Origin of the sequence: Aeromonas sp. 603757, assembly GCF_049171255.1 — a bacterium.
Taxonomy (GTDB): domain Bacteria; phylum Pseudomonadota; class Gammaproteobacteria; order Enterobacterales; family Aeromonadaceae; genus Aeromonas; species Aeromonas veronii_A.
This window is the reverse complement of the sequence record NZ_JAAKOE010000016.1, coordinates 11,716-32,566: the sequence shown is the minus strand read 5'-3', so window position 1 is coordinate 32,566 and position 20,851 is coordinate 11,716. Positions and strand designations below refer to the sequence as shown.

Sequence of the window (20,851 nt, the reverse complement as noted above, 5' to 3'; positions counted from 1 at the left end):
CCCTGTGGCGGCTCCCGAACCGAAAGAGAAAATCACATGAGTGATGCTATCGAGCTCAGTCTGGACGGGGTAGAGCGCCAGCCAATGCGCACCTTTACCGAACAGGCTTACTTGAACTACTCCATGTACGTCATCATGGATCGGGCCCTGCCGCATATCGGCGACGGCCTCAAACCGGTGCAGCGGCGCATCATCTACGCCATGAGCGAGCTGGGGTTGTCGGCGCTCTCCAAGCACAAGAAGTCCGCCCGTACCGTGGGTGACGTGCTGGGTAAGTACCACCCCCACGGCGACAGCGCCTGTTACGAAGCCATGGTGTTGATGGCCCAGCCCTTCTCCTACCGCTACCCGCTGGTGGATGGTCAGGGTAACTGGGGTGCGCCGGACGATCCCAAATCCTTCGCCGCCATGCGTTATACCGAGGCGCGGCTGTCGCGCTTCTCCGAGCTGCTGCTCTCCGAGCTGGGGCAAGGCACGGTGGAGTGGACGCCGAACTTCGACGGCACCATGAAAGAGCCGGTGGTGCTGCCTGCCCGTCTGCCGCACATCCTGCTCAACGGGGTGACCGGTATCGCGGTGGGCATGGCGACCGACATCCCGCCCCACAACGCGCGGGAAGTGGCCTACGCCTGTGCCGAGCTGCTCGACAACCCCAATGCGGGGCTGGATGTGTTGATGCAGCACATTCAGGGGCCGGACTACCCGACCAACGCCGAGATCATCACCCCGCGCGACGATATCCGCAAAATCTACGAGACCGGCAAGGGCTCCATCAAGCAGCGGGCGGTCTGGAGCGAGGAGGATGGCGACATCGTCATCACCGCGCTGCCTCATCAGGCCTCCGGCGCCAAGATCATGGAGCAGATCGCCGCCCAGATGGTGGCGAAAAAGCTGCCGATGGTCACCGATCTGCGCGATGAATCGGACCACGAGAACCCGACCCGTCTGGTGATCGTGCCGCGCTCCAACCGGGTGGATGTAGAGGGGCTGATGGCCCACCTGTTCGCCACCACGGATCTGGAGAAGAACTACCGGGTCAACCTCAACATCCTCGGCCTCGACAACCGGCCGCAGGTGAAGTGCCTCAAGACCATCCTCAGCGAGTGGATCCAGTTCCGCCGCGAGACTGTGCGTCGCCGTCTGCAATTCCGCCTCGACAAGGTGCTGGCTCGCCTGCACATCCTCGAAGGCTTGCTGATCGCCTACCTCAACATCGACGAGGTGATCGAGATCATCCGTACCGAGGATGAGCCGGGCAAGGTGATGGTGGAGCGCTTCAACATTACCGAGACCCAGGCCGAAGCGATCCTCGAGCTGAAACTGCGCCATCTGGCCAAGCTGGAAGAGTTCAAGCTGCGCGCCGAACAGAGCGAACTGGCCGAAGAGCGCGACAAGCTGGAGCTGATCCTGGGCTCCGAGCGTCGCCTCAACACCCTGCTCAAGAAAGAGCTGCTGGCCGATGCCGAGAAGTACGGCGACGATCGCCGCACCCCGCTGGTGGAGCGTGCTACCGCCGTAGCGCTGACCGAGAAAGAGCTGATTCCCAGCGAACCGGTCACCGTCATCCTCTCCGACAAGGGGTGGGTGCGCGCCGCCAAGGGCCACGACGTGGATGTCGAGGGGCTCTCCTACAAGGCTGGGGACAGCTATCTGGCCCACGCCTGCGGCCGCAGCAACCAGCAGGCGGTGTTCCTCTCCACGTTGGGAAGAACTTACGCTCTCGAATCTCACACCTTGCCATCCGCGCGCAGTCAGGGCGAACCGCTCACCGGCCGCTTTGCGCTGGGGGCTGGGGAAGAGGTGCGTCATCTGGTGATGGGCAACGAAGGCGAGCCCTACCTGATCGCCAGCGACGCCGGTTACGGTTTTGTCTGCACCTATGACGACCTGATCGGCAAGAACAAGAACGGCAAGGCGCTGCTCACCGTGCCGGAAGGGGGTCAGGTGATGGCACCCCAGAAGATCGTCTCGCCAGAGACCGATCTCTGCATGGCCATCTCCAACGAGGGGCGCATGCTGCTGTTCCCGCTCAACACCCTGCCGGTACTCGGCAAGGGCAAGGGTAACAAGCTGATCAGCATTCCGTCGGCTCGGGTCAAGGCGCGGGAGGAGTTTGTGGTGATGGCCGCCGTGATCCCGCAGGGCCAGTCGGTCACCCTGTTTGCCGGCAAGCGCAAGCTCACCCTCAAACCCTCGGATCTCGACTACTACCGCGGCGAGCGCGGCCGCCGCGGCGCCAAGCTGCCCCGCGGTTTGCAGCGGGTGGATCGTATTGAGATTGAACCTGCCGCGGGAACCGAACCGGTAGCCGGGGAAAATCAGGAAGGGTAATTAATATAGAAGGGCGCGAAAGCGCCTTTTTTATTATAAAATTTTTTTGGTGATTTCATGTACGATTTTATAAAGGACTTTTCACCTGTCTTTTTAGCTTTTTTTGGATTGTTTGTCCCAATTTATCAAGCTCAACGGGAAAGAAGAGCTAACTTTAAAAAAGAACATCAAATTAAAATATTTGAACAATTGCTCTCTGTTTCCAATGCACTGACATCTACTTGTGATGAACTATCTTTAAAAGCGTTGATATGGCGTGTTAATAAAGCGGATGGACATGAGGTTGACCTCCCTAAAAGAATGGATTACGCAATGCAGCTTGAGCATGTCACGTATTTGTTTTGCAAAGAATTGGAATGCCACGAAATTTTAAATCCTTTGTTATTTAGAACAACTCGTTTCATGATTCAAGCAAAATTATACGAGCTTTCTAGGGAACAACCATATCTTGAAAAAAATGACTTTTTTAGTAAGTTAGAATGGGTATCTAGAGAAATATCGTGTTTCACCAGAGATCTCATATCATGTTTGCAAAATGAGATTTATGGCGAGCTATTTTTAACAAAGGTTTCACCAAGGGAAACGACAATGGATAGTTTGAAGGTTATAAGAAATGAACCTGATAAACTGTATGCGCTATTAGAATATGTACAATGTGAAACTCACTATGGTAAAGAAGTGTTGAAAGTGAGTTAGTTTTGCACAGGCCTTTATAAGGCTGTAGGTCTGATTAACGAAGCGTAATCAGGCCTACGCAAACGATAAACGCTAGCGTAGGCCATTTAGTTTTGGACTTTAGCTACTGATAACTAATGATGTTTTGTCGAATGAACTCAATAAATACACGTGTTTTAGCAGGAAGATATTGGCGGTTTGCATAAACAGCAAACAACTGTAATGGGGCAGCGGGTAGCTCAAGTTCAATTTCAACCAAGCTGCCATCATCAATAAACTCCTGGCAAGATACCTTGGCAAGAATGGCAAAACCTACACCGGCTATTGCTGCTTTTAACGCCAGTTCGCCACTATTGACCCGGTAGTGTTCATTCACCTGAATGGTGGAAAATTCACTGCTCGTGCGAGTAAATTGCCAAGGCATCCCTTTCAGAGCGCTCACCGTTGTTATGCAGGGGAGAGTTTTGAGTTGTGATGTGTGGTTGGGAAGCCCCCACTTCTGAATCAATGACGGGGAGCCAACAACAGTACAGGGAATGGTGGTCAAATGGCTGGCTATGTAATCGCAATCATCCATCTTGCCTCTGTGAATGATGATTGCCATGTCCAAATCCTCTCTTAATGATTCAAGTCCGGAGAGATTGGTAATGCAGCTGATCGTTATTTCAGGATGTTGGCAGGCAAAGTCGGCAATGGCAGTACCGAGCAGTTTTGGCCCAGCCTCATTGGGGATACAGATGCGTAATGGCCCTTTCAGCTGAATCTGCTGTGATGTCAATTCAGCCTCGGTTTGCTCCAGTGATTCCAGCAGTGGTTTTACTCGGGTATAGAGCAGTTGCCCTGACTGTGTGAGCTTCATATGGCGGGTTGAGCGTTCAATCACTTGAAGATTCAAGGCTTCTTCCAATTGAGAAATACTGCGACTCACATTTGAGGTGGGGATTTGAAGGGCTTTAGATGCACCGACAAAACTGCTGTTTTCAACCACTGCAATGAAAATTTTCAGCGCATTCAATTCCATGCCGGTACGCATTGATTATCCCTAATCTGATAACAATTCATGCCATTTTAACGAATAAAATTAAAATGTGATAGTGGGTATACTTTCTATCTCTAAAGATTGAGAGTAAACATTATTATGCTAGATAAAAATAATGTGGGTGAAAAAACTCACAGTAATTGTTCGGTTATGGATTTTAACGTTGTCTGGTTGGCGGCATTGATTCAATTGGTCAGTGCGCTTGATTTCATGATGATTATGCCTCTCGGGCCTGATTTATCTCGCGCACTAAATATAAGTCCAACCTATATAGGATATTTAGGAGGCGGGTATGCACTGGCAGCCGCACTATCATCGTTGTTATGTGCCAGATATCTCGACCTATTTGATAGAAAGCATGTTGCACTGATCACATTGTTGGGGATCTCGCTATCCACTTGGGCCTGCGCTTTGGCATGGGATATGGAAAGTTTATTCTTTATCCGCTTGCTGGCCGGTATGTTTGCCGGTCCTGCAACATCCATTGCTCTGGCGATCGTTGCGGATGCTACGCCTGTACAGCAACGTGGCCGAGCGATGGCCATCGTGATGGGGGCGTTTTCGTTGTCAGCGATTGCCGGTGTGCCGTTGGGATTGGAGCTGGCAATGTCAAAAGGATGGAGTGCACCTTTCTATGTTTTAGGTGGCTTGGGATTATGTGTCTGCGTGGCGGTATATACAAGGCTGCCCGGGATGACGGCCCACTTGGGATTGAGTCAGAAGGCTTTTTCATCCATTGAAATGTTGAAGCGACCTGTGGTGTTGAATGCGTTTATGGCAATTGGGTTGGCAATTTTCAGCACCTTCCTTATTGTTCCCAACATAGCTGCTTATTTTCAATTTAACCTTGATGTCCCTCGTGGTGATATGAGTTATTACTATGTCATGGGTGGTATATTTAGCCTGTTTTCAATGCAGCTTGGCGGATTGTTTATTGACCGTTTTGGCGCAATGAAAGTGACGATTTTGATAGGGGCATTGACGATAGCGGTTGTTTGGGATGGTTTTTTGCATGAGCCTTGGTTGCCGACCATAGTGATTTTCACGTTATTCATGGTGGTTACATCGACCCGAACGATCACCGTTGCTGCTGTTAATAGTCAAGTGGCAGCGCCTTGGGAAAGGGCGGGATTCATGTCATTGCAAAATGTTTTTCAACATATATTCAGTGGCTCGGCTGCCGTCGTCTCTTCGATGATTTTAACAAATGTCGATGGTCACCTTGGCAACATAACTCTATTGGCTTGGCTAACCATAGTGTTGACGATTATTCAGCCACTTTTTCTATATCGATTGCTCAAGCTGCTGCGTTTGGGAACCCCAAAATCGGATGTTTGAGAAACGAGACCTGTGGGGACATAGGCTTGATTGACGAAGCCTAAACTGGGGCTCGCCAGCCAGATGAGGGTCATCCATCCCGCCAAAAAAGAGGGCCCCGCCATCCATGATGGCGGGGCCCTTCGCATTATCAGCTGCATTGCCGATTCAACCGTTCGCGCTGGCAGGGGCTACTGAAATGGTTGGCCCGAATCCAATTAGACAGGAATGGCTGTCGCCGCCGGTGGCGGGGTGATTTTCGAGGCGATCAGCAGGCGCAGGCGGGGCACCAGCAGGAGCAACACCACGCCGCCCGCCATCGAGCCCCAGCCGAGCATATTGAACACCGAGCTGTAGCCCGGGTTGGTGGCCACCGGAGAGCTGCCGATATTCTGCGGCATGGCGCTGGAGACATAGCCCGCCAGCACCGAGGCGATGCCAGTCACCATCATCCAGCAACCCATCATCAAGCCTTGCAGGCTGGCGGGGGCCAGCTTGCCAATCATGGCGTAGCCGATGGGGGAGATCAGCAGCTCGCCAAAACTCTGCAGCACATAGCTGATGGCGATCCACTTGAAGGCGACCAGCCCGTCGGCCCCCGCCAGATGGATGCCGATCGGCAGCACCAGCATGCCGAGCCCCATGCAAAACAGGGAGGCGGCAAACTGGGAGGGGATATCGATATTCCAGCCCTGTTCGCGCAGCCGCTTGAACAGCAGCGCCATCAGGGGGCCACCGATGACGATGACGAGGGTGTTGATGTTCTGGATCCACTGGGGGGCGACCCGCAGCCCGAACACGTTGAGGTTGATGTTGTGCTCGGAGAAGAGCATCAGCCCCATGGGCGCCAGCTGGTAGAGCGACCAGAAGATAAGGGAGCCAAGGGCGAGGATCAGGTAAGCCACCATGCGGCTGCGCTCGGCGGCGTCCGGGTGACGGGCGGTCATCACGCAGAGCAGCACCAGCACCACGGCGCCCAGGATCAGCACGAAGCTGCCGCTGAAACTGGCGTGGGTCAGCAGCAGGCGCAGCGCCGGCACCAGCATGGCCAGAATGGCGATCCCGGCCAGCATGCGGCGGTAGAAGCCGCTCCCTTTGACATGGCGCAGCGGGGTGCTGATATCCGCCAGAATGGGCCAGCAGGCGAAGGTGGCGATGATGGCGATGATGTTGCCCAGCGTCGCAAACAGGAACAGGGTGCGGTAATCCTCGGTGAGCTGGAAGTAGCCCGCTACCGTGAAGCCGATAAAGAAGCCCAGATTCATCCCGGCGTAGTTCCACAGGAAGGCGCTCTCGCGGCGGTGATCATCCGGGGCGAAGCGCTGGGTCAGCATCATGTTGAGGCAGGTGACGTTGAGGCCGCTGCCGGTGAGGAACATGGCGAGCCCCCAGTAGAGGCCGGTGATCCCCATCTCGGCGATGAAGTAGCAGCCGATCACCTGCAGCACCATCCCCATCACGAACAGGTTGCGGTTGCTGAGGTAGCGCCCGCCGAGATAGCCGCCAAACAGGTGCAGGCCATAGTTGAAGGCCCCGAAGACCCCCATCATGGCGTTGGCCTGGGATTCACTGAAGCCGAGCCGCTTGGTGGCGTAGAGCACCAGCGTGGAGTAGAGCACGGCAAACCCCAGGGTCGAGAAGGTCTGGATAAAGAACAGCGCCCCGGAGCCGGGGGGAATGGTGGGGTGTTGATTCGAAGCGCTCACGGTCTGTCTCCTGTGAGAGAAGAAAGTCATAACTCGTCCTGAGAGCGTACCGGTCTGCTGCCGGCTAGCCTTGTGCGCTTCCATGCTGGTCTGAAGGCCGGTCTGTCATTTAGCGGCCAAGCGGTGCAAATAGCCATACCTGAAATTTAATCCGGTGCGATTAATTGCTTTTTATTGATCTATTCCGCCTTTTTATGCGTGATTGAGTCGTGGTTTTAGCTCGACTTACCACGCGGTTGCGACACGGTTGATGTGAGCTAGTCGGCTATTTGGTGCCGATTATGGCGCTGTAGCGGGATCTGCATCCCGCTTTGTTGTCCCGAAACGCAGCTGGCGCCAAGTTGTTGTATTGCAGGTTGTTTATTCATCCTTGGGCATTGAGTGAATAAATATCGGGAAGAGAAGGGGTTGCCTCAGGGTGACTTGCGTGTGTTCTCTCTTTGCTTGGGAGAGGGTGAGGGGAGGATAGAACAACGCCCGGCAGGCCGGGCGTTGGTGCGACTGATGGGCGGTGAAAGCGGCCTTAGAAGTCGTGGTAGAGCGGCCAGCCGAGCAGCGGGTGCTTGAGCCCGGCGCGCATCTCGACGTTGTCGAGCTTCTCCGGCGAGGCGTTCTCTTTTTGCAGCAGCTGGTACTGGCGCACAAAGCCGAGGGTGTGGAGCAGGTTGGGCACAAAGCCCGGGCTCAACTCCTGGCGCAGTGCGGTGGCCATGTCGGCGGGCAGTGCGCTCAGCATCAGAGCGAGTTGGGCGGCGAGATAGTCGGTGTCGTACCAGCCCTCGTCGAGCTCAATCTCCCGCGCCAGTTTGCGCTTGAGATCCTGCTTCACCTTGAGCGGGGCGGCGCCACTGCCCTTGCCGCAGAGGATGCGGTAGAGCAGCGCTTCGGCCAGCTTGTCCTCCATGGTGGGGTGGTCGCTCTCGCAGGCGAAGAAGTGCTGGTCGATGAGCTCCATCAGGCGGCTCTTGTTGTGCTCGGTCAGCGCCTTCTCGTACTCCTGCCACCCTTGCCACTCCTCCACATCGGGCGGGCTCGAGATCTTGTCCAGCAGGCGGGCATCCACATCACCGTAGAGGCTGTTGCCAGCCTGCTTGGGGCTGACGGTAATGAGCATCGACCAGCCCTTCTGGAACGGCTTGATGGGGCCTTCCGGCGCCTGCAGCAGCGCCAGCGCCTTGGCCGGATCCCGTGCCGAGAGCTCCTGCAGGCCGAGGCTCACCACGCCGATGACGTCGTGGGCGGCCTGCTCCAGCAGGTGCATCTTGTACTTGTTGTAGTACTTGTCGGCGAATTTGAGGCTCATCAGCACCGCCTTGCCCTTGATGGCGGCGAGCTGTTTCTGACTCAAGAGTTCGTTGTCGCGGCCAAAGCGCAGCACCTGGCTCAGAAAGGGGCCCTGGTTGGCATCGCGAATGACTAACTGCATGAATGGGCTCCTTAATCCAGAAAGCTGAACATGTCGTCGACGTCGCCGTACTCGTCTTCCTCGACCTTGTTCTTCTCTTTGGCCTGCATCACCAGCTCGGCGGCAAACTTGTTGATGATGCCGTCCCAAGTGGAGTGCTCGTTGCGCAGCAGCGCCTTGATGGCTTTCTCCACCTCTGGGGCCAGCTCGCGAATGAGCATCAAGAGGCTGCGCGGGTCGTCCAGCGCGTAGTCGTGGACATCCTCGCTCTGCTGGCGCTCGCTGTAGCGCAGGGACTCTTCGAGATCTTCCTCTTCGGCATGCAGCACGTCGCGATAGCCTTCGTCCTCTTCATAGCGATCGCCGCGATAGAACTCGATAAAGGGGATGGCGAGGTAGAAGAGACCGGCCGGGTCTTCGGCCACGCACTCGAGGATCTCGCGCTGTTTGGCCTCGCTATCCTGGGTGCGGATCAGGTAGTTGAGGAAGTCGAAGGTGTGCTGTTGCAGCTCGTCAGCGTTGTTCTTGATCGCCTCTTCCCAGTAGAGCGGCTGCTGGCAGACGATGTCGCGGATCCGCTCCGGGGTCATCAGCTCGGAGATGATGGAGGGGAAGGAGATGTCGTGCTGGCCGTTAATCTGGGTCAGGGTAACGATATCAATGTTTTCAATCACTTCTGCCAGCTGGTCGTCAGACATGGTCTTGGCGATCAGCTCGAACTTCTCGCTGGCCTGCTTCGGCTCGATAACGGCCAGCTCTTTGATCTCGATGGCGGTAATTTCTATCAGACTGTTGCTCATGCCTTGCCCCAATTAGAAACGGACTTCGTCGTACATATCCTGATCGCCGTCGTCATCACCATAGCGGTCACTGCCGCCATGGTAGTCGGCGTCGGCATCTTCCCCGTCTTCCTCTTCTTCGTCGCGCAGTTCATAGTCGTCATCACTGCGGTGGCTGCCGCGCGGCAGCGGGTTGTCGAGCAGGAACAGCACGGCGCAGGCTTCCATCAGCTGATCTTCGCTCTGGGCCCGCACCGCCTTGACCAGCGGCAGGGCGGCGTTGTTGAAGCCGACGCTCACCTTGAACTCGTCCCAGCTCGGCTGCTCGCCGCTGGCGAGCCACTTGTTCCACTGCGACTTGGCCTTAGCCGGGAACTGCACCCGGCCATAGAGGGCCAGCGGCAGATACTCGGGCATAAACTCCAGCATGCTCATATCGGCCAGCAGCAGGCTCTTCATCTGGTCGGTGAACTGTTCCAGCCCCTTGGGGTCGTCCTGATCCCGGTAGGATTCGATGTTTTCGCTGGCATCGCTTTGCAGCGACTTGAGCCGCGCCTGGTCCCATCTCTTTTGCATAGTTGCTCTTTCTGCCTGCTGTTTCAGGGGTAGAACTGATCCCACATCTCCTGCATGGCGGAGGCGGGGTCGGTCACGATGACGTTGTTGAAATCCTTGATAAAGGCGGCCCGCTGTTTCGGATCGGACAGCACTTCATAGGCCTGCTTTACCTGGTGCAGCTTGATGGCTGCCTGCTCTTTCTCTTCTTCACTGGCCCCGTGCAGCTTGTCGGGGTGGTACTGGTTCGACAGCCGACGATAGGCTTTCTTGATGTCGTTTTCGCTGGCGTTGGACTTGACGCCCAGCACCCGAAAGTAGTTGTTCATGGCAGATCCTGCATCACTGGCATCATAGGATTCACGCTGCGAGTGCCTGATGGTGGGGATTGGCAAATCAGGCACGGCAAAAACCCGTCATTTTAACGGAAACCTCCTGCCATCGCCATGAATAGGACGCAAGGTCACTGGCAGAAAAGCGTGACGGGGCACCTTGGGATCTGTCTCCCTGTCGGGAATAGTCCAGGGACTACACTACAGGAGGCGCCGGGGATTATCTTGGCGATCGTCAGTTGGCCTCGGCCGTACCGAGACCCTTACTAAGGAATGGACAGCCATGCTCAAATTTTATCTTCTGCCTATGGTGCTGCTTGGCGGTTTCGCCATCGCTGCCGATGAGAGCATCGATGAGCCCTTGATGTTCATCAAGGGGGACATTACCAAGGCACAGTTTATGGAAAGAGCCGAGCAGCGTTTCACCCGGCAGGACAGTGACAAGGATGGCACCCTCTCGATTGCCGAGAGAGAGGCAGCCATGGCCAAGATGCACGAGGCAATGCAGCAGTCAGGCAAGGCCATGCCTGGCAAGATGGGGAACATGGGCAACATGAGGCCGATGCAGGACACGACCAGGGAACAGTTCATGGCGCATCATGAGGCCCTCTTTACCCAAATGGACAAGAACGGAGATGGTGTGCTTGACGAAGCCGAGCGTACCAGTGCCAGAGGGCGGCTCGGGCAGGGGATGATGGCGCCCGCCCAATAGAGCTGGTTTGTCACCTTTCCTTCCTGAAAAAAGAGCCCGGTAGTGATACCGGGCTCTTTGCATGGAGACGGGGTGACCTGAGGGCTCACCATTGCCGCAGTGCGAGCGCTTCCTGCCCCTGCGGGCGACCCCGACCTTAGCTCTGCCTGGCCAGCTCTGCCTTCACCAGCTGCTCCAGCTCCTCATAGGGGATGGCGCCCGACACCAGCTGGTTGCCGATCAGGGTCGCCGGTGTGCCCTGTACACCCAGCAGGGTGCCAATGCGCAGGCTGTTGCGCAGCTCCTCGGTGGCTTTACCCTCCGGTTTGAGTGCCACATTGCCGGTGGCCGCCAGCGCCTTGTTGATGTCCGCCTCGGTCAGCATCCCCTGCTTGCTCATCAGCTTGTCGTGCAGGGCGAAGAAGCGGGCGGGATCCTGTTGCCACAGGGTCAGGCTGTACTGGGCTGCCTTGGCGGAGCTCTGCCCCTTGAACGGCAGCAATTTGATCACCAGCCCCAAATCATTCGGATAGGCCTTGAGCAGCCTGGTCAGCTGGGGATCGAACTGCTTGCAGTAGGGGCAGTTGTAGTCGGTAAACAGCACCAGCGTCAGCTTGGGGTTTTTAGCACCCAGGCGCGGGCTGGTAGCGCTGTTGAACAGCACATTCTTGTTGCCCTTGATGAAGTTGCCAAGCTGGGCCTCCTGGGCTGCGGCATTCTGCTTCTCCCAGGACTCGGCCGCCTCGTCGAGGATCTTGGGGTTGGCGATGAGAGTCTCGCGGATCAGCTCCTTGATGCGTGCTTCCTGTTCAGGGGTGAAGGGGGCCGCGTGCAGGGTCGGAGCCAGCAGGGTTGCGCAGAGAGAGGCCAGCAGGGGCAGGGCGCTCAGAGTCGGTTTCATGGATACTCCTTAAAATCGGGTAGTGCCAGCCTGAAGTGGCCAGCCTTGTGCAAGCTAGTCGGCAGTCGTCGTGGTTGCGTCGGGGCAGCAAGGTATTCCCCTGCAACAACGCCATGCCGTAAATCTGTTTTCAGTACGCCGCAGTCGTGCCCCGTTGGTGCAAGAAGGCGGCGATGGTCTCGCAAACATGAGTCATGACCAATGGCAAAGAGCCGGAATCATTCCCGCCAGATGCAGAGGGTGAGGTGCAGACGCCGCTCGGGCGGCGAGATGACTCTGGGAGGGGGCAGTGGCGGTGTGTAGCGCCAAAGGGGAGCCAGCAGGGCGATCAGCACCGCCACGGCAAAGAAGAGCTGTTCGACGCAGAGCAGGGTGGCGGCGCTCAGCCACTTGCTGTTGAGCTGGCAACTGCCTAGCTGCGGGCTGGCCGGTTTGGCATCCTCTTGATCCGTTGCCGAGCCTGGAACGGGCAGTGCCTGACAGCTGAGAGCGTGATCGAGCAGGGCAAGCCGGGCCAGCGGCTGGGCCGCACAATTGAGCACCAGCAGGCAGACCAGCAGCAGGAGATGTTTCGCTACCCGTTGTTGCAACATCATGTTCGCCCCGTCCATCAAGATGGGGCCATCCTAACGACCAATGGCGGGTGGGGCAAGTCGGCGGCGTATTGATGAGCAGCACTGTGGGTGGCGTGACGGGGAGGGTGGTCGGTTCTGTTTGGCGAACGCTTGTTCGCTAAAAGGGGGATCAGTATACTGCGCCGAGTTAAAACTCGAGGTGTTCGATGCTCAAAATTGCCCGTGTGCTGCTGCTTGGTCTGCTGCTCATTTTCTGGTTCCTGTTCGGCCTGCTGCTCTGTCTGGTTCGTCCGCGCCATCCCAACAACGTCTATGTCTTCGCTCGCATGTATCACGCGGTCTGCCCGCTGATCGGGTTGCGAGTCAAGGTGACGGTGGCCGACGAGGTGAAATCGGTCGGCCCGGCGGTCTACGTCTGCAACCACCAGAGCAACTTCGACATCTTCACCGTGACCGGTGCGGTGCAGCCCGGTGTGGTGGCGGTGGGCAAGAAGAGCCTGCTGTGGCTCCCCTTCTTCGGCCTTATCTTCTGGCTATCCGGCAACGTGCTGATCGACCGCTCCAACCGCTCCCGTGCCATCGGCACCATAGGTCAGGTGGTGGATCGCATCAAGAATCGCGGCACCTCCATCTGGATGTTCCCGGAAGGGACCCGCTCCAAGGGGCGTGGCCTGCTGCCATTCAAGGCGGGCGCTTTCCACACTGCGGTACAGGCTGAAGTGCCCGTGGTGCCCATCGTCTGCTCCAGCTACTTCGGTCAGATCGACCTCAATCGTTGGGACAACGGCGAAGTGCTGGTGGAAGTGATGGCACCGGTCTGCAGCAAGGAGCACGGTGCCGCTGGCATTCGCGAGCTCTCCGAAGTGTGCCGTGCCAGGATGGAGGCCAAGCTGGCCGAATTGGACAGCAAGCTGGGCCACAGCCACGCAGCTTGACTAGATATCGCAGATGAATCGACAAGGGAGCCTCAGGCTCCCTTTTTTATTGGTAAAAATCACCACCTGGTTGGCTATTTTCACCAACAAACCCTTCTTGAATTTCCTCGATAAATTCCCATCTATATGTAAAACAACAATAATTTTTCTTGGCACGGCTCTTGTAATGCAATGGGAAGAGATAGCAATCCCATCAACAAGGAGCCAGACCATGAGTGTATTCAGCCGCCTGACCGACGTGATAAATGCCAACCTGCACAGCCTGCTCGACAAGAGTGAAGAGCCGGAGAAGATGCTGCGCCTGATGATCGAAGAGATGGAGCAGGTGCAGGTCGAGATGCGTACCCAGGCCGCCCGCGTGATTGCTGAACAGAAACAGCTGGAGCGTCACCAGCAGGGGTTGCAGGCGCAGATCCTGGAGTGGTCGGCCAAGGCCGAGCTCGCCATCCAGAAAGGCCGTGAGGAGCTGGCCCGTGCCGCCCTCACCGAGAAGCTGGCGGAGGCCAGGAAATGTGAACAGCTGGAACAGGACAAGGCCCGGGTGGCCGAGGTGCTGGCCCAGCTTACCGCCGACAGCGAGCGACTGGCAGCCAAGCTGACCGAGGCGCGGGAGAAGCAGAAACTGCTGACCCTGCGCGAGCAGACGGCCCACAGCCGCATTCGTGCTCGCGCTCAGGTGGACAACCAGCGCATGCATGAGCTGATGGCGCGCTTTGACGGTTTTCAAGGCCGGGTCGATCAGCTGGAAGCCCAGCTGGAGGCGGCCATTTTGGGGCAGAATCCCTCGCTGGAGGCCCAGTTCCGCGAGCTGGAGCTCAATGACGAGATAGAGCGCGAGCTGGCCCGTCTCAAGGGGCAGAAGGTGGAGGTATAACCATGACTCCCTGGCCCAAGGATCTTGTCCATCGCAAGCTGACTGGCGTTTGCGCCGGCATTGCCCAACGGCTGGGGATCTCCAGAGTGACGGTGCGAGTGGTAGCCCTGCTCGCCCTGATCCTGGTGCCACCGCTGGCACTGGCTGCCTATCTGCTGGCGGTGCTGGTGATGCCGCCCCGTTATGAATTGAAACGCTGGCTGGATTGACCGCAAGGCAGCCCCGCGGCACAGAGAGCCCGTAAGGAGCAAGTTATGCTGGAATTTTTCATCTTGCTGGGAGTGTTGCTGGTCATGGCGCTGACCGGCTTTACCCTGGTGGCCATGCTGCTGGTCAGCGGCGTGTTTGTACTACTGGGGCTGCTGAGCGGCATGCTTGCCCTGATCGTCAAGTTGGCCCCCTGGCTGCTGGTCGCGCTGGCAGTCTGTTGGCTCATCAGCCACCGTCGTCAGCGCAACAATACCTATCTGTAGTTGTGCAACAAGTTATGAAATGCTCCCTGATTTCCCCTTTTCGGCCACTCATCGAGTGGCCTTTTTTTAGCTGTAACCCTTAAGGTCGGGTCGTTTCGGGTAACCACTGCGGGCTCCAGCTCTGCCAGAGTGCCGGGCTGTGGATCAGCTGCTCCTTGAAGGATTTTGGCTGCTGCTTGAGGCGATATTCGAGGCGCAGGGCTGCCCCCTTCTCGCCGACCTCCTGCTGCCAAGCCAGCGTCAAGGGGCCCTTGCCGCGCAGGGCGCGAGCCCCCTTGCCGCTCTGGTGCTGACGCAGACGACGTTGAGGATCCGTGCTGACCCCGGTATAGAGCAGGCCGGTGGCGGTGCGCACCATATAGATAAACCAGCGAGAAGAGGGGGGAGAGGCGTGCGGGGATATCCCGTCAGGAGGTTTTATCATTTGTACTTCTCTGTGCCAAACTCAAAAGCAGTGCAAGGAGGTGCGATGAGAGTCTGGTTCTGGTTGTGGTTACTGTTGTCGGTTCCGGCTCTGGGGGAGACGATCCGTCTCTACGATTACCATCAGCATCCGCCCTTCAATACCGGAGTGGATGCCGGACTGAGCCGCGAGCTGGTCAAGTATCTCAATGAAAAGTTGGGGGGGGAACCCAGAATCGAGCTCTGGCTGGTTAATCGCGCCCGGCTGGCGCTGGAGATGGCGGATCCCGACTTTGATGGCCTGGTGGTCTGGGTCAATCCCGCCTGGGTAGGGGATCCCCATCGCGAGCGTTATCTCTGGACCTTTCCGGTGATGCGCGACACCAACGAGCTAATCTCGAACATCGACAAGCCGATCACCTATCGCGGACCCGACTCCCTCAAGGGATTGGTGTTCGGCGGGGTGGAGGGCTACCGCTATCAGGGGATCGACGATGCGGCAGCAAGGGGAGAGCTGGAGCGTCACGATGCCAAGAAGGTGAAGACCAATCTTGAGCTGCTGGTGCGCGGCCGCATCGATGTGACCATGGTGCCTGGCTCCGCGCTGGGCTTTTTCATCGACTCAAACCACTATCAGGGCAAGCTGTTTATCTCGCCATTCCCCCAATCCAGCTATACCCGCCATATCCTGCTGCCCAAATCTCGCCCAGAGCTGCATGCCACCCTCAACGACATCGCCGAGCAGATGGACAAGGATCCCCGCTGGCACAAGGTGCTGGAGTCCTATCGCGGTAAGCCCTGAGGGCGGCGCTTGAGTCGGTGCAGCGGCAACAGGCTCACCAGCAGACCTGCCCAGACAAAGGCGAAACCGACCGCCTTGATGGGGTCCGGCGCCTCACCAAACCAGTAGATGGCAAGCAGGAAGGCGAGGCTGGGCTCGATATATTGCAGCAGCCCCACCGTGCTCATCCGGGTTCTCGCCACCGCATAGCAGAAGAGCCCCACCGGCAGCAGAGTAGCGGGCGCACTGCCCATCAGCAGCAGCTTGTCGGCCAAATCCCCGTTCACGAATGCCCCTTCCCCGTGCCACGCCAGTGTGCCGATGATGATCAGCGCGACGGGCAGTTGCACCATGGCTTCCAGATAGAGGCTGGTGCCGGTGTCGTAGTGGATCTTCTTCTTGATAAGGCCATAGCAGGCGAAGTTGGCCCCCATGATGAGGGAGAACCAGGGGAGTTGGCCGTAGCAGAAGAGCATGTAGGCGAGCCCCGCTAGTGCCAGGGCGACCGCCAGATGCTTTTGCGGGGTGAGTCGCTCTTTGAGGAAGATGACGGCGAATACGATATTGAACAGCGGGGTCATAAAGAAGGCGAGGCTGGTGGTCAGCACTTGCCCGGTAGTGAGGCACCAGGTGAACATGCACCAGCTGATGGACATCACGGGGCCCGCCAGCAGAATGAGGCCGAGCTGGCGCGGCTCGCTGCGCAGTTGTGCCCAGGGCACCTTGTGGCCAAGCAGCAAAAACAGGGCATCCAGCAGCACCACAGACCAGAGCACCCGGTGGGAGATCAGCTCCCACATGTTGACCTCAGGCATGAATTGATAATAGAGCGGCAGCATCCCCCACAGGATGAAGGAGAGGGTCGCGGTGCCGGTACCTAGCCAGTTTTTCATTATTGTCCGTTTATTAAATTAAACACTCATGGCGATAGTATGGGGCGCGCCCTGTTTCCACAAGAGGGAAAACAGGGAAATGCTGGTACTATCAACGTCATGCAGCGAATCGATAAGTTGTTTGAGCAAATCAGGGCCTGCCGTCTGTGTGAGGCTCATCTGCCGCTGGGGCCTCGTCCGGTGATCCGCGGGGCCGAGAGTGCCCGCTTGCTGATCATCGGTCAGGCGCCCGGCACCCGGGTGCATGCCAGCGGTATCCCGTGGGATGACCCCTCCGGTGACAGGCTGCGTCAGTGGCTCGGGGTCGATAAGGCCACCTTTTACGACGAATCCCGCATCGCCATCATGCCGATGGGGCTCTGTTATCCCGGCAGGGGAAAATCCGGCGATCTGCCGCCGCGCCCAGAATGTGCGCCCACCTGGCACGACAAGGTATTGATGCTGTTGCCCAATATCGAACTGACCCTGCTGATCGGCCAGTATGCACAAGCCCATTACCTGCGGGGAGCTGCCAAGGGATCGCTCACCGACACGGTGCGCAGCTGGGCTGACTATGGCCCAGGCTGGCTGCCGTTGCCTCACCCTTCACCGCGCAACACCCTCTGGCTCAAAAAGAATCCCTGGTTCGAGCAGGAGGTCATCCCTCATCTGCAGCAAAGGGTCGCCCCTTTGCTGAAACGACCCTGAGTATTAGACCGCTGGCTCGGCCAGCGGCTTTGGCTTGCTGCGCGCCATGGCGATAAGCGGCAGGACGATACAGATACAGCCCAGCAGCAGCGGCAGACCCGGCTGCTCGTCAAACAGCCATACCCCGATGGCTACCGCCATCAGCAGACCGGTGTACTCCGCCGAGGCGATCTTGCTCGCTTCCGCCTTGCGATAGGCCACCACGCACAATCCCGCATAGACCATGATCAGCGCCGAGGAGCCGAAGGCGGGCCACCACATCTGCCACTGCCAGTCGCCCCCTTCCCACAAGGCCAGCGCGAGAATGAAGGGCATGCTCAGCACGTTGGTGAAAAACAGGGTCTGGGCGATGGGCTGCTTAAGCGGGATCCGCTTGATCAGCAGATTGTTGAGCGCCATCGACAGCGCTACCCCGAGCGCCGCCAGTGCGGCCCAGTTCACTTCGGTCGGGCGCAGCACGATCAGTACCCCGATAAATCCGATGACTGCGGTCAGCACCTTCTGGCGCGAGATCGCTTCCCCCGCCATCCACACCGCCAGCGGTACCATCATCAGCGGCGCGGCATAGAAGAGGGCGTTGGCAGTGGCGAGCGGCAAGCGGGTGAGGGCCACTACCATCAGACAGACGCCGACCGCCCAGATATGGGCCCGCAGCAGGTGCCACTTGATGGCCACCGGTGGATTGCGGCGCCATGACCAGAGCAGCCAGGGCATCAGCAGAATGGCGGCCGAGAGCTGGCGGAAAAAGACAAACTGGAAGATGGGCTGATCCGGCTCCAGTACCTTGACCAGCGCATCGGAAAAAACCGCCACCATATTGCCCAGCACCAGATAAAGGATGCCGATCCCTACTGCATTCATACCACCTCCCACTTCAGATGAGGGGAGGGTAGCGTGCCGGTTGATATCCAGTAAAATGATAAAAAATGACCATTCATGAGATATTTAGATAATGAAGCTTCCTCCCCTGCGTGCGGTGCAATATTTCGAGGTGGTGGCCCGGCTGCTCAGCTTCTCCCGCGCCGCTCTGGAACTGAACGTCAGCCAGAGTGCGGTCAGCCACCAGATCCGTCTGCTGGAGGATTTTCTGGGTGAGCGCTTGCTGCTGCGTCAGGGGCGGTTGCTCTCGCTGACAACCCAGGGGGAGAGCTACTTCGAAGGGATTGCTGCCGGGCTTAGCCAGATTGCCCAGAGCAGCGAACAGCTGCGCGGTGGCGGCGAGATGCGGTTGCGCCTCGCGGTCTACAGCTCGTTTGCGGTTAAGTGGCTGATCCCGCGGTTGGCTGGATTGCGCCAGCTCTACCCCGAGCTGGATTTGAGTCTGGAGATGGTGGCGGAAGATCCTGAGCTATCTGATAGGGTGGCGGATTGCTTTATCACAGTCTCACCCCACGGACGGGGCTACTGCCACGATCTTATCTATCAGGAGCGGCTCTTTCCGGTCTGTAGTCGCCGCCTGTTGCAGCAGATCAGCGGGGAGTGGCCTGAGGCCATCTGGCAGTTGCCGCTGCTGTCGGTGCAGTCCATCTACAAGGCGCGGGGGGAGGATTGGCAGCGCTGGGCCAAGGCCGGCGGGCTGGTTATTCCGGACGAGGCACGGATGCACCACTTCAGCCATGTGCTGTTGGCGATGGAGGCGGCGGCCTGGGATCAGGGGGTGGCATTCGTGAATGATTACATGCTGCGGCCCGATGATCCCCAGCTGGTGGCCTTGCCGGTACACCAGCTGGAGACGGGGGATGCCTTCTACTTTACCTGCAAGCGCTCGCGGGCCCATGAGCCCGCCATCAGCCGGTTGCGCCAGTGGCTGATGATGGAGACACGCCAGAGCATGCCGCTCTAGCGCTGCATCAAGCTTTCTTGAACTGGCTTAGGACAAACAGGCTGGTGGCGCAGACGACGACAGAGGGGCCTGCCGGAGTATCTTGATACCAGGAGAGGGTCAATCCACCCAGCACGGCGAGACAGCCAATCAGCGCGGCAAAGCCGGCCATCTGCTCCGGTGTCTGGCTAAAGCGGCGGGCGGTGGCGGCAGGGATGATCAGCAGGGAGGTGATGATCAGCGCCCCGACAAACTTCATCGCCACGGCAATCACCAGCCCGATCAGCAGCATCAATACGCAGCGCAGCACATCGACCCGGATCCCCTCTACCCGTGCCAGCTCTTCCGAGATGGTCATGGAGAGCAGGGGATCCCACAGTCGCCACAGGGTGAGCAGCACCAGTGCGCCACCGCCGTAGATCCAGAGCAGGTCCATCGGTTGTACCGAGAGCAGGTCGCCAAACAGGTAGGCCATCAGATCCACCCGGACGTTATCCATAAAACTCAAGGTAACCAGACCGAGCGACAGGGCGCTGTGGGCCAGAATGCCGAGCAGGGTATCGGTCGCCACCTGCTGGTTGCGACTCATGATCACCAGCAGCATCGCCATGGCGAGGCAGCAGACCACCACCGCCAGGGTGAGATCGACCTGCAGCAGGATGCCCAGCGCGATGCCGAACAGACAGGCATGGGAGAGGGTGTCGCCAAAATAGGCCATCTTGCGCCATACCACGAAGCTGCCGAGGGGGCCGGCCAGCAGGGCGATGCCGAGACCGGCCGCGAGGGCGTATAACAGAAAGCTGTCCACTTGAATGTCCTGTTGCTTGCGCTATTTGCTGTGAGCGTTGTTGCGAGAAGGCAGGCGGATGACGGGGGCCTGCGGTTCATGATGATGGTGTTCGCCGTCGCAGTGGTGATGGTGGGTATAGACAGCCAGCACCTCCTGCTCCGGTCGCCCGAACAGACGGGCAAATTCGGGGTGGCGCGCCACGCTTTCCGGCTCGCCATGACAGCAGACGTGGCGATTGAGGCAGATCACCTCGTGGGTGCTGGCCATCACCAGATGCAGGTCGTGGGAGACCATCAGCACGGCGCAATTGAACTCGGCGGCGAGCTGGCCGATGAGAGCATAGAGTTCAATCTGGCCGGTGATATCCACACCCTGCACCGGTTCATCCAGCACCAGCAGCTCGGGCTTGACCAGCAGGGCGCGAGCCAGCAGTACCCGCTGCATCTCGCCACCGGAGAGTTTTTGCATCCGGTTTTCCAGCAATCCCTCTGCGCCCACCCGGGCCAGAGCTTCCTCGATGGAGAGACGGCTGTTTTTGCCCAGTTGCAGGAAGCGTCGCACCGTCAGCGGCAGGGTGGGATCCAGATAGAGGCGCTGTGGCACATAGCCGACTCTCAGATCGCGGCTGCGGGTGATCTTGCCCGAATCCGGCGTGAGCAGGCCCAGCACCAGCTTGCTCAGGGTGCTCTTGCCCGCCCCGTTGGGGCCGACTAGTGTGGTGATTTTGCCTTTATTGAGGGTAAAGGAGACCTTGTCGAGCACAGAGCGTCCATCAAACGAGAGAGAGACCTCTTTCAGCTCTACCAGTTGGCTCATGACAACTCCGGGGTTTACAGCCAGTGAGAGTTATAATATAACAAAAAGCGGCTGTTATATTATCACATACTC

At 58.0% G+C, this 20,851-nt stretch carries 24 protein-coding genes; 11 read left to right on the top strand and 13 right to left on the bottom strand.

All coding sequences use genetic code 11. The features are described 5' to 3' along the window. Positions 1-36 precede the first annotated feature (36 nt). Both parC and G5332_RS15155 read left to right on the top strand, forming a co-directional pair. Positions 37-2,331, top strand: coding sequence for a DNA topoisomerase IV subunit A (parC, locus tag G5332_RS15160; RefSeq protein WP_421311324.1), 2,295 nt, complete (start codon positions 37-39; stop codon positions 2,329-2,331). 57 nt (positions 2,332-2,388) lie between these two features. After that, positions 2,389-3,027, top strand: coding sequence for a hypothetical protein (locus G5332_RS15155; protein WP_219265047.1), 639 nt, complete (start codon positions 2,389-2,391; stop codon positions 3,025-3,027). 103 nt (positions 3,028-3,130) lie between these two features. On the opposite strand, the gene G5332_RS15150 is transcribed toward G5332_RS15155, so the two are convergent. Then, on the bottom strand, positions 3,131-4,039 hold the full coding sequence (locus G5332_RS15150; RefSeq protein WP_421311323.1) for a LysR family transcriptional regulator: 909 nt from the start codon (positions 4,037-4,039) through the stop codon (positions 3,131-3,133). 105 nt (positions 4,040-4,144) lie between these two features. Between G5332_RS15150 and G5332_RS15145 the strand changes: the two genes are divergently transcribed. Continuing rightward, positions 4,145-5,383, top strand: coding sequence for an MFS transporter (locus G5332_RS15145; RefSeq protein WP_421311321.1), 1,239 nt, complete (start codon positions 4,145-4,147; stop codon positions 5,381-5,383). A gap of 197 nt (positions 5,384-5,580) precedes the next feature. Here G5332_RS15145 and G5332_RS15140 read toward each other — a convergent pair whose 3' ends face one another. The 5 genes from G5332_RS15140 to G5332_RS15120 all read right to left on the bottom strand — a co-directional run bounded on the left by G5332_RS15140 (position 5,581) and on the right by G5332_RS15120 (position 10,136). Beyond that, complete coding sequence (locus G5332_RS15140; protein WP_421311320.1) at positions 5,581-7,068, bottom strand: peptide MFS transporter; 1,488 nt, start codon at positions 7,066-7,068, stop codon at positions 5,581-5,583. 523 nt (positions 7,069-7,591) lie between these two features. After that, entirely contained in the window at positions 7,592-8,494 is a 903-nt protein-coding gene (gene atcC, locus G5332_RS15135; protein ID WP_421311319.1) for a cold adaptation protein AtcC, read from the bottom strand. 11 nt (positions 8,495-8,505) lie between these two features. After that, complete coding sequence (gene atcB, locus G5332_RS15130) at positions 8,506-9,273, bottom strand: cold adaptation protein AtcB (RefSeq protein WP_005335887.1); 768 nt, start codon at positions 9,271-9,273, stop codon at positions 8,506-8,508. Positions 9,274-9,285: 12 nt separating this feature from the next. Beyond that, positions 9,286-9,828: a cold adaptation protein AtcA gene (gene atcA, locus G5332_RS15125; RefSeq protein ID WP_421249639.1), complete on the bottom strand. Its 543-nt coding sequence runs from the start codon at positions 9,826-9,828 to the stop codon at positions 9,286-9,288. A gap of 23 nt (positions 9,829-9,851) precedes the next feature. Then, on the bottom strand, positions 9,852-10,136 hold the full coding sequence (locus G5332_RS15120; RefSeq protein WP_005343121.1) for a DnaJ domain-containing protein: 285 nt from the start codon (positions 10,134-10,136) through the stop codon (positions 9,852-9,854). A 286-nt stretch (positions 10,137-10,422) separates the two neighbouring features. On the opposite strand from G5332_RS15120, the gene G5332_RS15115 reads away from it, so the two are divergent. Next, complete coding sequence (locus G5332_RS15115; protein ID WP_216952102.1) at positions 10,423-10,851, top strand: EF-hand domain-containing protein; 429 nt, start codon at positions 10,423-10,425, stop codon at positions 10,849-10,851. Positions 10,852-10,987: 136 nt separating this feature from the next. On the opposite strand, the gene G5332_RS15110 is transcribed toward G5332_RS15115, so the two are convergent. Next, complete coding sequence (locus tag G5332_RS15110) at positions 10,988-11,731, bottom strand: DsbA family protein (protein ID WP_421263373.1); 744 nt, start codon at positions 11,729-11,731, stop codon at positions 10,988-10,990. 218 nt (positions 11,732-11,949) lie between these two features. After that, positions 11,950-12,327 (bottom strand): hypothetical protein, encoded by a 378-nt coding sequence (locus G5332_RS15105; protein WP_421263374.1) that lies wholly within the window; start codon positions 12,325-12,327, stop codon positions 11,950-11,952. A 185-nt stretch (positions 12,328-12,512) separates the two neighbouring features. Between G5332_RS15105 and G5332_RS15100 the strand changes: the two genes are divergently transcribed. The 4 genes from G5332_RS15100 to pspG all read left to right on the top strand — a co-directional run bounded on the left by G5332_RS15100 (position 12,513) and on the right by pspG (position 14,588). Beyond that, the gene (locus G5332_RS15100; protein ID WP_421172394.1) at positions 12,513-13,241 is read left to right on the top strand and encodes a 1-acylglycerol-3-phosphate O-acyltransferase; all 729 of its coding nucleotides are present in this window, start codon (positions 12,513-12,515) and stop codon (positions 13,239-13,241) included. 211 nt (positions 13,242-13,452) lie between these two features. Then, positions 13,453-14,115, top strand: coding sequence for a phage shock protein PspA (gene pspA / locus G5332_RS15095; RefSeq protein ID WP_421263375.1), 663 nt, complete (start codon positions 13,453-13,455; stop codon positions 14,113-14,115). A gap of 2 nt (positions 14,116-14,117) precedes the next feature. Beyond that, positions 14,118-14,324, top strand: a complete 207-nt coding sequence (locus G5332_RS15090) for a PspC domain-containing protein (RefSeq protein ID WP_124241612.1) — start codon at positions 14,118-14,120, stop codon at positions 14,322-14,324. Between the two features lie 45 nt (positions 14,325-14,369). Then, entirely contained in the window at positions 14,370-14,588 is a 219-nt protein-coding gene (gene pspG / locus G5332_RS15085; RefSeq protein ID WP_216952098.1) for an envelope stress response protein PspG, read from the top strand. 79 nt (positions 14,589-14,667) lie between these two features. Here pspG and G5332_RS15080 read toward each other — a convergent pair whose 3' ends face one another. After that, positions 14,668-15,012, bottom strand: a complete 345-nt coding sequence (locus G5332_RS15080; protein ID WP_216952097.1) for a GIY-YIG nuclease family protein — start codon at positions 15,010-15,012, stop codon at positions 14,668-14,670. 45 nt (positions 15,013-15,057) lie between these two features. Between G5332_RS15080 and G5332_RS15075 the strand changes: the two genes are divergently transcribed. Next, positions 15,058-15,792: a substrate-binding periplasmic protein gene (locus G5332_RS15075; RefSeq protein ID WP_216952096.1), complete on the top strand. Its 735-nt coding sequence runs from the start codon at positions 15,058-15,060 to the stop codon at positions 15,790-15,792. Here the strand turns inward: G5332_RS15075 and rarD are convergent. Further along, positions 15,774-16,664, bottom strand: coding sequence for an EamA family transporter RarD (gene rarD, locus G5332_RS15070; RefSeq protein WP_421311317.1), 891 nt, complete (start codon positions 16,662-16,664; stop codon positions 15,774-15,776). The genes G5332_RS15075 and rarD overlap by 19 nt on opposite strands. Before the next feature lie 99 nt (positions 16,665-16,763). Between rarD and G5332_RS15065 the strand changes: the two genes are divergently transcribed. Beyond that, positions 16,764-17,351 (top strand): uracil-DNA glycosylase family protein, encoded by a 588-nt coding sequence (locus G5332_RS15065; protein ID WP_043826081.1) that lies wholly within the window; start codon positions 16,764-16,766, stop codon positions 17,349-17,351. Positions 17,352-17,354: 3 nt separating this feature from the next. Here the strand turns inward: G5332_RS15065 and G5332_RS15060 are convergent, their stop codons facing one another. Next, positions 17,355-18,212, bottom strand: coding sequence for a DMT family transporter (locus G5332_RS15060; RefSeq protein WP_040067030.1), 858 nt, complete (start codon positions 18,210-18,212; stop codon positions 17,355-17,357). Between the two features lie 91 nt (positions 18,213-18,303). Between G5332_RS15060 and G5332_RS15055 the strand changes: the two genes are divergently transcribed. Then, on the top strand, positions 18,304-19,194 hold the full coding sequence (locus G5332_RS15055) for a LysR substrate-binding domain-containing protein (protein WP_040067029.1): 891 nt from the start codon (positions 18,304-18,306) through the stop codon (positions 19,192-19,194). 7 nt (positions 19,195-19,201) lie between these two features. Here G5332_RS15055 and znuB read toward each other — a convergent pair whose 3' ends face one another. Together znuB and znuC are read right to left on the bottom strand one after the other, a co-directional pair. Next, positions 19,202-19,981, bottom strand: a complete 780-nt coding sequence (gene znuB / locus G5332_RS15050) for a zinc ABC transporter permease subunit ZnuB (RefSeq protein ID WP_033115078.1) — start codon at positions 19,979-19,981, stop codon at positions 19,202-19,204. Positions 19,982-20,002: 21 nt separating this feature from the next. Next, positions 20,003-20,779, bottom strand: coding sequence for a zinc ABC transporter ATP-binding protein ZnuC (gene znuC, locus G5332_RS15045; protein ID WP_005354861.1), 777 nt, complete (start codon positions 20,777-20,779; stop codon positions 20,003-20,005). Positions 20,780-20,851 lie beyond the last annotated feature (72 nt).

What these genes read in the sequence shown, in the direction of transcription:
- parC (WP_421311324.1), top strand. Translation starts at nt 37, where the DNA reads ATGAGTGATGCTATCGAGCTCAGTCTGGACGGGGTAGAGCGCCAGCCA.
- G5332_RS15155 (WP_219265047.1), top strand. Translation starts at nt 2,389, where the DNA reads ATGTACGATTTTATAAAGGACTTTTCACCTGTCTTTTTAGCTTTTTTT.
- G5332_RS15150 (WP_421311323.1), bottom strand. Translation starts at nt 4,039, where the DNA reads ATGCGTACCGGCATGGAATTGAATGCGCTGAAAATTTTCATTGCAGTG.
- G5332_RS15145 (WP_421311321.1), top strand. Translation starts at nt 4,145, where the DNA reads ATGCTAGATAAAAATAATGTGGGTGAAAAAACTCACAGTAATTGTTCG.
- atcC (WP_421311319.1), bottom strand. Translation starts at nt 8,494, where the DNA reads ATGCAGTTAGTCATTCGCGATGCCAACCAGGGCCCCTTTCTGAGCCAG.
- atcB (WP_005335887.1), bottom strand. Translation starts at nt 9,273, where the DNA reads ATGAGCAACAGTCTGATAGAAATTACCGCCATCGAGATCAAAGAGCTG.
- atcA (WP_421249639.1), bottom strand. Translation starts at nt 9,828, where the DNA reads ATGCAAAAGAGATGGGACCAGGCGCGGCTCAAGTCGCTGCAAAGCGAT.
- G5332_RS15120 (WP_005343121.1), bottom strand. Translation starts at nt 10,136, where the DNA reads ATGAACAACTACTTTCGGGTGCTGGGCGTCAAGTCCAACGCCAGCGAA.
- G5332_RS15115 (WP_216952102.1), top strand. Translation starts at nt 10,423, where the DNA reads ATGCTCAAATTTTATCTTCTGCCTATGGTGCTGCTTGGCGGTTTCGCC.
- G5332_RS15110 (WP_421263373.1), bottom strand. Translation starts at nt 11,731, where the DNA reads ATGAAACCGACTCTGAGCGCCCTGCCCCTGCTGGCCTCTCTCTGCGCA.
- G5332_RS15105 (WP_421263374.1), bottom strand. Translation starts at nt 12,327, where the DNA reads ATGATGTTGCAACAACGGGTAGCGAAACATCTCCTGCTGCTGGTCTGC.
- G5332_RS15100 (WP_421172394.1), top strand. Translation starts at nt 12,513, where the DNA reads ATGCTCAAAATTGCCCGTGTGCTGCTGCTTGGTCTGCTGCTCATTTTC.
- pspA (WP_421263375.1), top strand. Translation starts at nt 13,453, where the DNA reads ATGAGTGTATTCAGCCGCCTGACCGACGTGATAAATGCCAACCTGCAC.
- G5332_RS15090 (WP_124241612.1), top strand. Translation starts at nt 14,118, where the DNA reads ATGACTCCCTGGCCCAAGGATCTTGTCCATCGCAAGCTGACTGGCGTT.
- pspG (WP_216952098.1), top strand. Translation starts at nt 14,370, where the DNA reads ATGCTGGAATTTTTCATCTTGCTGGGAGTGTTGCTGGTCATGGCGCTG.
- G5332_RS15080 (WP_216952097.1), bottom strand. Translation starts at nt 15,012, where the DNA reads ATGATAAAACCTCCTGACGGGATATCCCCGCACGCCTCTCCCCCCTCT.
- G5332_RS15075 (WP_216952096.1), top strand. Translation starts at nt 15,058, where the DNA reads ATGAGAGTCTGGTTCTGGTTGTGGTTACTGTTGTCGGTTCCGGCTCTG.
- rarD (WP_421311317.1), bottom strand. Translation starts at nt 16,664, where the DNA reads ATGAAAAACTGGCTAGGTACCGGCACCGCGACCCTCTCCTTCATCCTG.
- G5332_RS15065 (WP_043826081.1), top strand. Translation starts at nt 16,764, where the DNA reads ATGCAGCGAATCGATAAGTTGTTTGAGCAAATCAGGGCCTGCCGTCTG.
- G5332_RS15060 (WP_040067030.1), bottom strand. Translation starts at nt 18,212, where the DNA reads ATGAATGCAGTAGGGATCGGCATCCTTTATCTGGTGCTGGGCAATATG.
- G5332_RS15055 (WP_040067029.1), top strand. Translation starts at nt 18,304, where the DNA reads ATGAAGCTTCCTCCCCTGCGTGCGGTGCAATATTTCGAGGTGGTGGCC.
- znuC (WP_005354861.1), bottom strand. Translation starts at nt 20,779, where the DNA reads ATGAGCCAACTGGTAGAGCTGAAAGAGGTCTCTCTCTCGTTTGATGGA.